Source organism: Nocardia sp. NPDC004068 (genome assembly GCF_042874315.1).
GTDB lineage: Bacteria > Actinomycetota > Actinomycetes > Mycobacteriales > Mycobacteriaceae > Nocardia.
Genome location: NZ_JBIAMW010000011.1, coordinates 243432 through 255469, shown reverse-complemented (window position 1 = coordinate 255469; position 12038 = coordinate 243432). Strand labels below are relative to the sequence as shown.

Here is a 12038-nt window from a genome sequence, read left to right as displayed (position 1 = left end):
CGACGGTGGATGCGTTCCTAGACAGCTCGCATCACACTCGGAGGTCTTCACCATGTCAGCTCGCCACGCCGCTACCAACGTTTGTGGTCAGTACATCTAGCGTCGCGGCCTCCAACCTGCTGCTCTGCCTGATTAGCATCGCGCGCGACGACTTTCGTGGCGTGCCCTGTGCGGGCGGTGGCGCGCGGTCGCGTCTCGGTCCGATCCGAGCATCGGGCGCGGAACTTGATCGCGCGCCTCCGATGCGGTGCCGGGGCTGTCGGTCCGGGCGTCGGGCATGGCGAGTGGGGACTTCGATAGTGTGGGTGAGCGTGCGGATCTTTTTGGCCGGTGCCAGCGGTGTGCTGGGTACCAGACTGACGCCCCTGCTGGTCGCGACCGGATGCGAGGTGGCGGGGATGACCCGGTCGCCGGAGAAGGCCGAGCTGTTGGCGAGGCTCGGCGCCGAACCCGTGGTGTGCGATGTCTACGACGCGGACGCGCTGGAACGGGCCGTGCGCGCGTACGCCCCCGACATGCTCATGCATCAGCTCACCGATCTGCCCGACGACAGCGCGAATCTGCCCGCGGGGCGCTCGGCCAATGCCCGCATCCGGCGCGAGGGCACCGCCAATCTGCTCGCCGCCGCGCAGGCCGCGGGGGTGCGGCGGGTGCTCGCGCAGAGCGTGGCGTGGGAGATGAGCGGCGAGGGTCAGGCCGCCAAGGAGTACCTGGAGAAGTCGGTGCTGGAGGCGGACGGTGTGGTGCTGCGCTACGGCCAGTTCTTCGGTCCCGACACCTACTACCCCGATCCGACCGCCTATCCGGATCCGCCCCGCATCCACATCGACGAGGCCGCGGCCCGCACGGTCATCGCCGTCGATCTCGCGCCGGGCCTGTATTCGGTCACCGACACCGGCAAGACCGATTTCGATCCGGTGCGGTGACCGGCGTGCCCCGTGAGCTCGCCGATCTGCCCTACGCCCGGCATCTGCGGCCCTTCGAGGGCGAGCCGGAATCGGATATGGACTACGAGTCCGAGCACCTCGACGGCGTCACCTTCGCCGATCTCGACGCCGGGGGCGTGCGGTTCGGCGAATCCGCCTTCACCGCCGTCGAATTCGCCGGTGGCGTGCTGCGCTACGCCCGGTTCGACGACGTCTGGCTGCGCAATGTCCGCTGGGTCGGCACCAATCTCGGCCAATCCAATTGGCTGGGTAGCGAATTCGTCGATTCGGCGCTGTCCGGGGTGGAGGCGGTCGGCTCCCAGCTGCGCCGAATCCGGTTCGAGGGCTGCAAATTCGATTCGGTGAACCTGCGCAACTCGACGCTCCAGGACGTCGTCTTCGCCGAGTGCGTCCTGCGCGACACCGATTTCGGCGAAGCCACCCTCCGCCGGGTGACCTTCCCCGGCTCCCGCCTCGAGGGCGTGGCCCTGCACGGCGCGACCCTCCACGAGGTCGACCTGCGCGGCGCCCACACCCTCGACCTCGTCGCCGGTATCACCGCCCTGAAGGGCGCCACCATCAGCACCCCCCAACTGATGGACCTCGCCCCGGCTTTCGCCCGCGCCGCCGGGATCATCGTGCGGGACAACTGATCCAGGAGCGCCGCCCGAATCATCCTGCGGGACAACAGACCTACGCGTGCGCCGTCTTGCCCCCATCGATGACGAGTTGGGCCCCGGTGAGATACGGATGGTCCGCGGCCGCGAGGGTCAGGGCGAAGGACGCGATCTCCTCGGGGGTGGCGAGGCGGCCGAGACCGGGGACGTTGGTGCGCGCCCACTGCCGCATGGCGACCTCGTAGGCGTCGTCGGGGAGGCCGCCGATCGGGCTGGCGCGACGGACCAGATCGGTGTCGGTGGTGCCGGGGACGAGGGCGTTGACCCGGATGCCGTCCCCGGCGTAGTCGAGCGCCGCGGACTGGACCAGGCCGACCAGAGCGCGCTTGCTCGCGGTGTAGGCCGCGCGCCCGGCGTCGGTGGCCAGCGCGTTCGACGACGAGGTCACCACGATCGTGCCGCCGCCCGCTCGGATCATGTGCGGCAGTTGATATTTCATGGCGAGGAACACCCCGCGCAGATTGGTGTGCACGACCCGATCGAACTCGTCGGCGCTGTACTCGTGCAGCTTCTTCTGAATCGTGATCCCGGCGTTGTTGAACGCGACGTGCACCCCGCCGTACCGCTCGGCCGCGGCGTCCACGAATCGGCGCACGTCGTCCTCGATCAGCACGTCGGCCCGGAGGTAGGTGGCCTCGCCACCGGCCGCGCGGATCTCGCGCTCCACCGCGGTCCCGCGCTCGACGCGGCGCCCGCAGAACGCCACCCGCGCCCCCTCGGCCGCGAACAGCCGGGCCGCGGCCGCGCCGATGCCCGAGGTCGCGCCCGTGACGAGCACCGTCTTGTCGGCGAAGCGCCGCAGGCCGCTGGGTCGTTCGGGCGGCGGATCGGCGTCCCGGCCCAGGGCCACCCCGCCCGCGAGCCCGGCCGCCCCGGCGGCGAGTCCGCTGGCGGCCATGGCGCTCAACAGTTTTCGCCGTCCGGGCTGGGGCGGGCGGGGAGTGGTCGGATCGTCCGTCTCGGTCATACCGATCACGATCGCCGTCGAACCCGGCCCGCGAATCCGTCCTCGGTCCCGATCGTCGGCCGCCGGGACGAGGCCGCCTCCTCCGGTGGGAGGAGACGAGCCGCCCGCGCACCCGGCATGATGAAGGCGTGGTGGATCTCCCGGGTACGGCGGCCGCGCACCCGCACGGGCGCGCCGGGATCCGCTCGCCCGACGCGACCGTCGCGCGGGGCGTCGAATGGCTGCTCGACGAGCGCTCCCTGCCCGTGCGGCTGCCGGTGCTGCTTCTGCTGGGCGCGGGATGCCTACTGTCGCTGTACGATTCGCCGACCGTCGTGGATTGGGCGCTGGGGATCGGCGCGGTGCTGGCGACCGCCGGGGGAGCGCGGTGGCCCCTGGCGACGTCGCTGGCGACGACCGGACTGCTGGCGCTGGGCTTCCTGGTCGGCGATTCCGGACCGATCGTGGGGAAGGTCGCGGCCGCGGTCGCGCTCGCGGAACTGGCCGCGCGACAGGGCGGCTGGCGGCCCTGGCTGGGCGCGGTCGCCCTCGCCGGAACGTATCTGCTGCACACCGCGGGCGGCACCGCCGCGACCGGATACCGCGCCGTCGTCATGGCCGGGCTGCCGCTGCTGGTCGGCGGTCTGCTGCGCGGCGCGCTCGACACCGCTCGGCGCGCCCGATCGGAGGCGGCCGCGACGAGCCGTCGCCGCGCGGCGGAGGTGGCGGCCGTACGGGCCGCCGAACGCACCGCCATCGCCCGCGAACTGCACGACCTGCTGGCCCATCACATCTCCTCGACCGTGCTCCGGGCCGGTGTCGCCCGGCACGCCGTACCCGACGCCCCGCCCGCGCTGCGCGAGGTCCTCGACGACATCCACGCCTCCGGCCGCGAAACCCTCGCGGAACTGCGCACCTTGGTCACGATCCTGCGCGACCCGACCGCCACGGGCGAATCGTTCGTCGGCCCGGCCGAACTGCCCGCCGCCCTCGCCGCGGCCGTGACGCGCACCCGGCGACTCGGCCCGCGCGTCACCGCCGAGATCGGGGACGTGTCCGCGCTCGACGCGGTCACGGCGCTGACCCTGCTGCGCCTCACCCAGGAGGGGCTGACCAATGTCGTCCGGCACGCCGGGCCGGATTGCGAAGCGCGCCTGAGCATCTCGACCGGGCCGGAGACCCGTTTCGAGCTGACCGACACCGGACGCGCCGAGACCGCGCCCGCTTCCACCGGACTCGGGCTGATCGGTCTGGCCGAACGGGTCGAACTGCTCGGCGGCGCCTTCACCGCGGGACCGACCGGCACCGGCTGGCGAATGACCGCGACCCTGCCCGGACGGCCCGCATGACGATCCGCGTCCTGCTCGTCGACGATCAGCGGCTGGTCCGCGCGGGCCTGCGGATGCTGTGCTCGAACGCCGCCGACCTGGAGGTGGTCGGCGAGGCCGCCTCCGGCGCCGAGGCGGTCCGGCTGGCCGAACGTACCCGCCCCGATGTGGTCCTGATGGATCTACGGATGCCGGGTATGGACGGAATCCGCGCCACCGCAACGATTCTCGCGGCCCGCCCCGCCACCCGGGTGCTCGCGCTGACCACCTTCGACGACGACGACCACCTCTATCCCGCCCTCGCCGCCGGGGCGTGCGGCTTCCTCGTCAAGGACGCCTCACCCACCGACCTGCTCGACGGCATCCGCCGCGCCGCCCGCGGCGATCGGCCGTTCTCGCCGGAGGTGCTCGCCCGGGTGGTCGAATCCGCGGTCGACGCCCGCACCGCGCCCCCCGCGCCGCCACTCGCCCGCGCGAACCTGACCGAGCGGGAAAGCCAAGTGCTGCACCTGGTTTCGCAGGGGTTGTCCAATGCCGAGATCGCCGAACGCCTCCAGGTGGGCGTCACCACCGTCAAGACCCACATCGCGAATCTGATGGCGAAAACCGGTGCGAGCAACCGGGTTCGGCTCGCGGTGCTCGGGCTGCGCCCGGATCACTGAGCGGCCACCGCCGGTTCGGCCCGGTCGGTGTGGAAGCCGGGCAGCCACCGATCCGCCAGCGGGATCAGCAGATGGATCAGCGGCCCGATACCGAAGGCGTACACCAGGGTTCCGACGCCGACACCGCCGCCGAGCAGGAAACCGGTGACCAGCACGGTCGCCTCGATACCGGTGCGCACCGCCCACACCGGCCGGCCGGTGCGCGCGACGAGGCCGGTCATCAGGCCGTCGCGCGGGCCCGGACCCATCCCCGCGCCGATGTAGAGGACCGTCGCGACGGCGTTGAGCAGGACCGCGGCGAACATGGCCAGCACCCGGGGAACCAGGGCGTGCCACTGCGGCAGCAGCCACAGCCCGGCGTCGACGGAGATCGCGATGACCACGACATTGCTGATCGTGCCCAGACCGGGTCGCTGCCGCAACGGAATCCAGGCCAGCAGCACGGCCACCCCGGTCAGCGCGGTCACCGTGCCGAAGCTGATCGGGACGTGCCGGGCGACGCCCTGGTGGAACACGTCCCACGGGTCGAGCCCGAGGTTCGCGCGGATCATCACCGCCATGGACAGGCCGTAGAGCCACAGCCCGACATACAGTGCGCAGAGTCGGCGGAGGAGCATGGCACTCAGCATGCGGGCGTACTGGCCTCATCCGACAGAGCCAGTCGCCGATCGCTGGACCGGCCGGAAAAGCCGGTGGCGGTCGCGGGCGCCGGGGCGGTAGCGTTCGGCACATGCGATTCGGTATGCACGGCGCGTGGTGGCTGCCCTGACGGGCGGCCCGCGCACGCACACCCCACATCACGGCCGCCCGGTTCGGGCGGCCCCGCGCGTCCCCGGCCGGGTGGCAGGACCCGAAAGGACGCTGTCATGCCCCGGCGACTCACCGCCTTCACCCCCTCCGGCGATCTGCACCTCGGCAACTACTTCGGCGCGATCGAACCGCTCGTGCGCGCACAGGTCCCCGGCGAGACCTTCGTCTTCGTCTCCGACCTGCACGCGCTGACCCTGCCGCACGACCCCGCCGAGGTCCGCACGCGCACAACCGAATTCGCCAGACTACTGCTGGCTTGCGGCGTGGATCCGGCTCGGAGCCTGTTCGCGGTCCAGTCGCACGTCCCCGAACACACCGAACTGCACTATCTGCTCGAATGCGCGACCGGATTCGGCGAGGCGCGGCGGATGATCCAGTTCAAGGAGAAATCCGCACGCGGACAACGGGTTCGGCTGTCGCTGCTGACCTATCCGATCCTCATGGCCGCCGACATCCTGCTCTACGACACCGAGGAGGTGCCGGTCGGGGAGGATCAGCGGCAGCACGTCGAACTGGCCCGCGACCTCGCCGTCCGGTTCAACGCCGACTACGGTCCGGTGTTCACGGTCCCGCGCGCGGTCAACCCGCCCGTCGCGGCGCGCATCAAGGACCTGGCGACACCCGCCGCGAAGATGAGCAAATCGGTCTCCCCGGCGGGCGCGCTGCGCCTGCTCGACCCGCCGGATGTGCTGCGCCGCAAGGTGATGCGCGCGACCACCGACACCGGCGACGCGGTGACCCATGATCCCGTCGCCCGGCCCGGCGTGGCGAATCTGCTGACCATCCTGTCCGCCTGCACCGGCGTGACACCGGAGGCCGCGGCCGAAACCTTCGGTGGTTACGGCGAACTCAAGCGCGCGGTCGCCGACGCGGTCATCGCCGTGCTCGAACCGATCCAGCGCCGATACGCCGAACTCGCCGCCGCGGACCCGAGTGAACTGCTGGGATCGGGAGCCGCCGCGGCCCGGCGCGTCGCGCGGCCCAAGGTGCGTGCCGCGCGCGCCGCGATCGGCCTGCTCGACTACGCGGAGACCCCGGGGATCTGCCCGATCGCGTAGGTGACCGCCATGGCCAAGGCCCCGCCGATCACCACCCGCGCCACCGCCCGGCGCGGATTGCCGCCCCCGAGCCGGGAACTGATCGATCCGGTGACCGCCAGCGCGACCAGCACCGCCGCGAAGGTCACCGGCACCCGCCACGTCGGCGGCGGCAGCAGGATGGCCAGCAGCGGCAACAGCGCGCCGAGGGTGAACGACACCGCCGAGGAGAAGGCGGCGTGCCACGGGTTGGTGAGTTCCCGGGGATCCAAACCCAATTCGGCCTCGGCGTGCGCGGTGAAGGCGTCGTGCGCGGTGAGTTCCTGCGCGACCCGCCGCGCCGTCGCCTCGGACAACCCCTTGCGCCGGTAGATCTCGGCCAGTTCGGCGAGTTCGTAGTCCGGCTCCTCGGCCAGCTCCCGCTTCTCCTTCGACAGCAGCGCCCGTTCGCTGTCGCGTTGCGTGCTGACCGACACGTACTCCCCGGCCGCCATCGAGAGCGCGCCCGCGACCAGACCCGCCACGCCCGCGGTGAGGATCGGGGTGGTGCTCGCGGTCGCGGACGCGACGCCGACCACGAGCCCGGCCGTGGACACGATGCCGTCGTTCGCGCCCAGCACCCCGGCGCGCAGCCAGTTCAGCCGCGAGCCCAGCCCCGCGCCGTGCGGTTCGTGCGGATGCGTTTCGTCGCTGATCTCGTCCACGAAAAGCAGACTAGGCCGATTAGCATCGCATCCGTGAACCCCGTTCTCGGCCGCGTCTCCGCCGCCCTCGCAGGTCAGCTGGGTCTCCCGCACGGCGTGCTCGGCAAGGGGGTGGCGCTGCTGCTGAACCGGACCAACCGGCGGCTCATCGAGGCCGCGGTGCGCGCCGCGGACGTCCGCGCCGGGCAGCACGCCGCCGACGTCGGATTCGGTGGGGGCGTGGGGCTTTCGCTGTTGCTGGAGCGCGTCGGCGACACCGGGACCGTGCACGGCGTGGATCTCGCCCCCGATATGGTCGCCCGCGCCCGCTCCCGGTTCGTCTCCGAGATCGGCGCGGGCCGCCTGCGCCTGCTCACCGGTTCGCTCACCGAACTGCCGCTGGCCGACGCCGGCCTCGACGCGTTGATCACCGCCAACACCGTCTACTTCGTGCCCGACCTCACCCCGGTCGCCGCCGAACTGGCCCGCGTCCTGCGCCCCGGCGGCCGGGCGGTCGTCGCCATCGGCGACCCCGACGCCATGGCCGCGCTGCCGTTCACCGACCATCGCTTCACCCTGCGCCCGCCCGCGGAGATCGCCGCCGTCCTGGAACGATCCGGCCTCGCCGTCGAGCATCGCGAGGTGCCCGACAGCCGGATGACGGGGCATCTGCTCCTCGCGCGCAAGGACTGATACAACCGGCGTCGCGAAGCGACGAATGTCTCTTTTGTCCGAAAGCTGTTCATTCGCTGGGACGATGGAGATTATGATCCGCGCGCTCGACCGACACTGGACCACCGCCGTTCCGCTCCTGGCCGCGATCGCCTTGGTGTACGCGTGGTTCGCGCATCCCACCGGAGCGGCCGTGCTCGTGCCGGTGGTCGCGCTCGCGGGCGCGGTGCTGGCGGCCGTGTGGCACGCCGAGGTGGTGGCGCATCGGGTGGGGGAGCCGTTGGGCGCGCTGGTGCTCGCGGTGGCGGTCACGGTGATCGAGGTGGGGCTCATCGTCACCTTGATGGCCTCGGGCGGGGCGGACGCGTCGTCGCTGGCGCGCGACACCGTGTTCGCGGCGGTCATGATCACCTGCAATGGGATCTTCGGGCTGTCCCTGCTGGTCGGGGCCCTGCGGCGGCGGGTGGCGGTGTTCAATGCCGAGGGCACGGGCGCCGCGCTGGCGACCGTCGCGACGCTGGCGACCTTGAGCCTGGTGCTGCCGACCTTCACCACGAGCAGGCCCGGACCGGAATTCTCCACGGCGCAACTGGCTTTCGCGGCGGTGGCCTCGCTGGTGCTGTACGGCCTGTTCGTCATGGTCCAGACCGTGCGGCATCGCGACGACTTCCTGCCCGTCGAACGGGCGGCCGACGACGCGGTCACGCCCGAAAGGCCCTCCGCCGCAACGGCATTGCGCAGCGGCGGATTGCTGCTCGTCGCCCTGGTGGGCGTGGTGGGGCTGGCCAAGACGGTGTCGCCGTCGATCGAGCAGGGTGTGCACGCGGCGGGCCTGCCGCGCGCGGTGGTCGGCGTGGTGATCGCCCTGCTGGTCCTGCTGCCCGAGACGCTGGCCGCGCTGCGGGCCGCGCGCCGCGACCGGGTGCAGATCAGCCTCAACCTCGCGCTCGGGTCGGCCATGGCGAGTATCGGGCTGACCATTCCGGCGATCGCGCTGGCGTCGATCTGGATACCCACGCCGCTCACCTTGGGCTTGGGCGCGACCCAGATGGTGCTGCTCGCGTTGACCGTCGTCACCGGCGTGCTGACCGTGGTCCCGGGTCGCGCGACCCTGTTGCAGGGCGGCGTGCATCTGGTCCTGCTGGCCGCGTTCGTCTTCCTCGCGGTGAGCCCGTGACCGTGCTCGAAATTAGCCCGAAACGGGCATGAGCCGTGTCACACCCATAGTCGAACCGGCTGGGAACGTGTTTCAGAATGGAAGAATCGCGCCCGTCGAAAGCCGTTGAGCTGCGGACTTATCGGACGAAGGCCCCTCGGGTCAGAGGCGAGGCTCACACCGTGACCGACTTTACTGTAACCCGTTGTTACCGATAGCTTCGTGTTGGCAGTGTTGCCGATCACGGAGAGAAGTACGGTGAAACCCGAGACACGACATTCGAGGACCGAGCGCGCATGGCGTCGGTGACCCGGGTCCGCTCCCGCGTCTCCGCCGTTCGCACCGTCCGCGAGAACTTCTCGGACACCGTCGTCTCGTCGCTGCGGACCTTCGGCCGGGCGGTCGACATCGCGCGGGAATCGGTGACCGGCACGGTCAGCGGCATCGCGCGCGGTCAATTCCAGTGGCGCGAGGCCATTCTGCAGGCGTGGCGGCTGGTGACGGTCACCGCGATCCCGGCGATCCTGATCGCGATCCCGTTCGGCGTGATCGTGTCGGTCCAGGTCGGCAACCTCATCCACAATCTCGGCGCGGACTCGCTGCTCGGCGCGACCGGCGGGCTGGGCGTGATCAAACAGGGCGCGCCGCTGGCGACCGGCTTCCTGCTCGGCGGCGCGGGCGCGGCGGCGATCGCGGCCGATCTGGGCGCGCGCACGATCCGCGAGGAGATCGACGCGCTCAACACCATGGGCATCAGTCCCATTCCGCGCCTTGTGATTCCGCGGCTGGTCGCGATGATCCTCGTCGCGCCGCTGCTGAACATCCTCATCATCTTCGTGGGCATCGTCGCCGGGTACGCGGTCGCGGTCGGCGGGCAGAATGTCACCCCGGGCAGCTACTGGGCCACCTTCGGCTCCTTCACCACGATCGCCGACGTGTGGGTGTCGCTGCTCAAGGCGGCCATGTTCGGATTCCTCGTCGTGGTCATCGCCTGCCAGCGCGGGCTCGAGGCCAAGGGCGGGCCGCGCGGGGTGGCCGACGCGGTGAACGCGGCCGTGGTGCTGTCGGTGGTGTCCATCGCGATCGTCAACCTCGGCGTCACCCAGATCGTCGAGATGTTCCTGCCGACCAGGTTGGTGTGAGATGGCCGTCTCCACCTACGCCCCCAAGGGGCTGGCTCGGTTCGCGCGGTTCTACCGCCGCCGCGGGCTGCTGCTCGCGCGGCTGGACGCGCTCGGTTTCGTGCTGGCCTTCATCTGGCAGGTGCTGTCGTCGATTCCGTTGACGCTCAAGCGGTATCGCGACGAGACGCTGCGGATCATCTCCGATATGACCTGGGGCCGCGGCTCGGTCATCGTCGGCGGCGGCACGGTGCCGATGATGATCGTGCTCGGTCTGGTGATGGGCGCGTCGGTGGGCGTGGAGTCGTTCACGATGCTGAACATCCTGGGCATGGGCCCGGTCAGCGGCATCGTCTCCGCCTTCGCCACCACCCGCGAGCTGGCGCCGATCGTGGCGGCCATCGGGTTCGCCGCGCAGGCGGGCTGCCGCATCACCGCCGAGATCGGATCCATGCGCATCTCCGAGGAGATCGACGCCATCGAGGCGCTCGGCCTGCGTTCGGTGCCGTTCGTGGTGACCACTCGCGTGATCGCCGGGGCCATCTCGATCGTGCCGACGTTCCTGATCGGGCTGATCCTGGCGTATCTGTCGTGCCGGGGCCTGATCACGTTGGTGCACGGGCAGTCCGCGGGCGTGTACGACCACTACTTCTTCCAGTTCGTCTCCGGCTTCGACGTGATCGCGGCGGTGATCAAGGTGGCGGTCTTCGCCACGGTCGTGATCCTCATCCACAGCTACTACGGCTTCTTCGCCACCGGCGGACCCGAGGGCGTGGGGATCGCGTCGGGCCGCGCGGTGCGCGCCTCCTCGGTGGCGATCGTGGCCATCGACATGGTGCTCACGCTCGCGCTGTGGGGCTTCAACGCGACGATCAGTTTCACGGGGTAGCGGAACTATGCCGAAGTACGGAATGCCCGGCGTGGCCGTCGATCGGCGGCGGTCCCGGCTGGTCGGGGTGGTCGCGGTCGGGGTGATCGCGGCCCTGGTGGCGGCGGTGGCGGTGCACCGCGAGCTGCGTTCCGACGACGGACTGCGCGTCGCCCTGCACACCGAGCAGATCGGTGACGGCGTGCTCGCGGGCACGCCGGTGCGGGTGGACGGCGTGCAGGTCGGCTCGGTGACCGGCATCGCGCCCGCCGATCGCGGCACCCAGCGAATCACGTTGCGGCTGGACGCCTCCCAGCTGCACGGCATCGACGACAGCCTCCAGGTCGACTACGCGCCGGGCAATCTGTTCGGCATCAGCGAGCTCGAATTGCGCCGGGGCCCGGGCGGTTCCGCGCTGCGCGACGACAGCGTGATCGATCTGACCGGCAGCCGCTCGGACGCGGTCTTCGACGCCACCATGGGCGCGATGCTGCGCGGGCTGTCCCAGACCGGCGACGCGGTGCTGACTCCGCAACTGGCGCAGGCTATTTCGCAGGTGTCGCGCGATATGCGGGCGTTCACGCCGCTGGCGCAGGCCATCATCACGGTGGCGCAGATCGTCACCGACAACCAGAAGATGCCGCCCTCGCAGCTGGCCGGTGCGCTCGGCCCGGCGTTCTACGGCGGCGGCGCGTTCGCCGGGGCCACCATCCAGATGATGGACCTGATCCGCAATATCCCACGGCTGCAAGCGGATCGGGGCAGCTTCGACGCGGGCGTGCGGATGCAGACCGACCAACTGCTGCCCGGCCTCGCCGCCCTCGGCGCGGCCGCGGGCGCGGGCCTGTCCGGCACCACCGACATGCTGGCCCCGGTGCTCGCGCTGCTCGCCCAGATGGTCCCGACTCCCCGGCAGTCCGGCGCGGATCTGACCGAACTGCTCCGACGCCTGCGCGCGGCCATGCCGGAGACCGGCACCGGGCCCGCGCTGAACGCCGAGATCGATCTGAGCGGTGTGCCGGTGCTGGCCCCGCTGCTGGGAGGTGCCCGATGAATCCCGGTGTGCCCGAGCCGATCCCGTCGCGGGAAGGCCCCACCGCTGTGGCGATGACGGTTCCGCTGCTGAACGGTGCGATGAACTCCGTTGTGTCC

Annotated in this window: 13 protein-coding genes; 10 read left to right on the top strand and 3 right to left on the bottom strand. The window is 71.1% G+C overall.

Features of this window, described 5'->3' with window-relative positions; genetic code table 11:
• Positions 1-305 precede the first annotated feature (305 nt).
• Together ACFYTQ_RS27255 and ACFYTQ_RS27250 are read left to right on the top strand one after the other, a co-directional pair.
• The gene (locus tag ACFYTQ_RS27255; RefSeq protein ID WP_387366859.1) at positions 306-926 is read left to right on the top strand and encodes an NAD(P)H-binding protein; all 621 of its coding nucleotides are present in this window, start codon (positions 306-308) and stop codon (positions 924-926) included.
• Positions 927-931: 5 nt separating this feature from the next.
• The gene (locus ACFYTQ_RS27250) at positions 932-1579 is read left to right on the top strand and encodes a pentapeptide repeat-containing protein (protein ID WP_387366856.1); all 648 of its coding nucleotides are present in this window, start codon (positions 932-934) and stop codon (positions 1577-1579) included.
• Positions 1580-1619: 40 nt separating this feature from the next.
• On the opposite strand, the gene ACFYTQ_RS27245 is transcribed toward ACFYTQ_RS27250, so the two are convergent.
• On the bottom strand, positions 1620-2570 hold the full coding sequence (locus ACFYTQ_RS27245; RefSeq protein ID WP_387366853.1) for an SDR family NAD(P)-dependent oxidoreductase: 951 nt from the start codon (positions 2568-2570) through the stop codon (positions 1620-1622).
• A gap of 128 nt (positions 2571-2698) precedes the next feature.
• Here ACFYTQ_RS27245 and ACFYTQ_RS27240 point away from each other — a divergent pair, with 128 nt between their 5' ends.
• Both ACFYTQ_RS27240 and ACFYTQ_RS27235 read left to right on the top strand, forming a co-directional pair.
• Positions 2699-3898: a sensor histidine kinase gene (locus tag ACFYTQ_RS27240; protein ID WP_387366850.1), complete on the top strand. Its 1200-nt coding sequence runs from the start codon at positions 2699-2701 to the stop codon at positions 3896-3898.
• Positions 3895-4539 carry a response regulator gene (locus tag ACFYTQ_RS27235; protein WP_387366847.1) on the top strand — a complete coding sequence of 215 codons (645 nt, stop codon included), beginning with the start codon at positions 3895-3897 and terminating at the stop codon, positions 4537-4539. The genes ACFYTQ_RS27240 and ACFYTQ_RS27235 overlap by 4 nt, the downstream gene beginning before the upstream one ends.
• Here the strand turns inward: ACFYTQ_RS27235 and ACFYTQ_RS27230 are convergent.
• A complete protein-coding gene (locus tag ACFYTQ_RS27230; RefSeq protein ID WP_387366844.1) occupies positions 4533-5156 on the bottom strand; it encodes a YitT family protein in 624 nt (207 codons plus the stop codon). The two genes, ACFYTQ_RS27235 and ACFYTQ_RS27230, sit on opposite strands and share 7 nt — an antisense overlap.
• 249 nt (positions 5157-5405) lie before the next feature.
• Here ACFYTQ_RS27230 and trpS point away from each other — a divergent pair, with 249 nt between their 5' ends.
• Complete coding sequence (trpS, locus tag ACFYTQ_RS27225) at positions 5406-6407, top strand: tryptophan--tRNA ligase (protein WP_387366841.1); 1002 nt, start codon at positions 5406-5408, stop codon at positions 6405-6407.
• Here trpS and ACFYTQ_RS27220 read toward each other — a convergent pair.
• On the bottom strand, positions 6371-7081 hold the full coding sequence (locus tag ACFYTQ_RS27220) for a VIT family protein (protein WP_387366895.1): 711 nt from the start codon (positions 7079-7081) through the stop codon (positions 6371-6373). The genes trpS and ACFYTQ_RS27220 overlap by 37 nt on opposite strands.
• 42 nt (positions 7082-7123) lie before the next feature.
• On the opposite strand from ACFYTQ_RS27220, the gene ACFYTQ_RS27215 reads away from it, so the two are divergent.
• The 5 genes from ACFYTQ_RS27215 (at position 7124) to ACFYTQ_RS27195 (ending at position 11940) form a co-directional block, all read left to right on the top strand.
• Positions 7124-7762 (top strand): class I SAM-dependent methyltransferase, encoded by a 639-nt coding sequence (locus tag ACFYTQ_RS27215; RefSeq protein ID WP_387366838.1) that lies wholly within the window; start codon positions 7124-7126, stop codon positions 7760-7762.
• Between the two features lie 64 nt (positions 7763-7826).
• Positions 7827-8918 carry a calcium:proton antiporter gene (locus tag ACFYTQ_RS27210; protein WP_387366835.1) on the top strand — a complete coding sequence of 364 codons (1092 nt, stop codon included), beginning with the start codon at positions 7827-7829 and terminating at the stop codon, positions 8916-8918.
• A gap of 275 nt (positions 8919-9193) precedes the next feature.
• Positions 9194-10039 carry an ABC transporter permease gene (locus ACFYTQ_RS27205; protein ID WP_387366832.1) on the top strand — a complete coding sequence of 282 codons (846 nt, stop codon included), beginning with the start codon at positions 9194-9196 and terminating at the stop codon, positions 10037-10039.
• Between the two features lies 1 nt (position 10040).
• A complete protein-coding gene (locus ACFYTQ_RS27200) occupies positions 10041-10907 on the top strand; it encodes an MlaE family ABC transporter permease (protein ID WP_387366829.1) in 867 nt (288 codons plus the stop codon).
• Between the two features lie 7 nt (positions 10908-10914).
• A complete protein-coding gene (locus ACFYTQ_RS27195) occupies positions 10915-11940 on the top strand; it encodes an MlaD family protein (protein WP_387366826.1) in 1026 nt (341 codons plus the stop codon).
• The last annotated feature ends 98 nt before the right edge of the window (positions 11941-12038 follow it).

Excerpts from the sequence above, each read along its gene's own strand:
- ACFYTQ_RS27245 (WP_387366853.1), bottom strand. The coding sequence starts at position 2,570 with ATGACCGAGACGGACGATCCGACCACTCCCCGCCCGCCCCAGCCCGGA.
- ACFYTQ_RS27200 (WP_387366829.1), top strand. The coding sequence starts at position 10,041 with ATGGCCGTCTCCACCTACGCCCCCAAGGGGCTGGCTCGGTTCGCGCGG.
- trpS (WP_387366841.1), top strand. The coding sequence starts at position 5,406 with ATGCCCCGGCGACTCACCGCCTTCACCCCCTCCGGCGATCTGCACCTC.
- ACFYTQ_RS27230 (WP_387366844.1), bottom strand. The coding sequence starts at position 5,156 with ATGCTCCTCCGCCGACTCTGCGCACTGTATGTCGGGCTGTGGCTCTAC.
- ACFYTQ_RS27235 (WP_387366847.1), top strand. The coding sequence starts at position 3,895 with ATGACGATCCGCGTCCTGCTCGTCGACGATCAGCGGCTGGTCCGCGCG.
- ACFYTQ_RS27210 (WP_387366835.1), top strand. The coding sequence starts at position 7,827 with ATGGAGATTATGATCCGCGCGCTCGACCGACACTGGACCACCGCCGTT.
- ACFYTQ_RS27205 (WP_387366832.1), top strand. The coding sequence starts at position 9,194 with ATGGCGTCGGTGACCCGGGTCCGCTCCCGCGTCTCCGCCGTTCGCACC.
- ACFYTQ_RS27195 (WP_387366826.1), top strand. The coding sequence starts at position 10,915 with ATGCCGAAGTACGGAATGCCCGGCGTGGCCGTCGATCGGCGGCGGTCC.